Raw genomic sequence first — 362 nt, forward strand, 5'->3', positions numbered from 1 at the left:
AAGTCATTTGTATTAATACTTTTCTCTGGATCTGGTACTTCATTGTGACGAACCGTTTGGTTTGGCTCTTTCGCCGTTGGTGTGAAGGTGTCACTTTGTTTCTTAACTGTAACTGGTACATCCACTTCATCTTCTGTTCCATCTGGATAATGAACTAAGGCTACTCCTGGATGACTGCCTGGTGTGCTGACATCTGGCCTTGTCTTCCATGTAACAGTTGTGCCTTCTGGTAAGCCGGTTTTGTTTACACTTGCTTCTGGATCTGGTACGTGACCATTGTCCACTTCTTGAGGGATTCCACTTGGTGTATACTCATCATTTTGCGGAGTTACATTTACCGTTACCGTCACTTCTTCCGTACT

At 43.9% G+C, this 362-nt stretch carries 1 protein-coding gene; it reads right to left on the reverse strand.

The features are described from left to right. Positions 1–362: Rib/alpha-like domain-containing protein (locus tag ACLNCW_RS09845; RefSeq protein ID WP_424846217.1), on the reverse strand; the 362-nt coding region annotated here is incomplete at both ends.

It is taken from the genome of Streptococcus sp. CL6.22 (assembly GCF_049738055.1).
Taxonomy (GTDB): Bacteria; Bacillota; Bacilli; order Lactobacillales; family Streptococcaceae; genus Streptococcus; species Streptococcus mitis_DJ.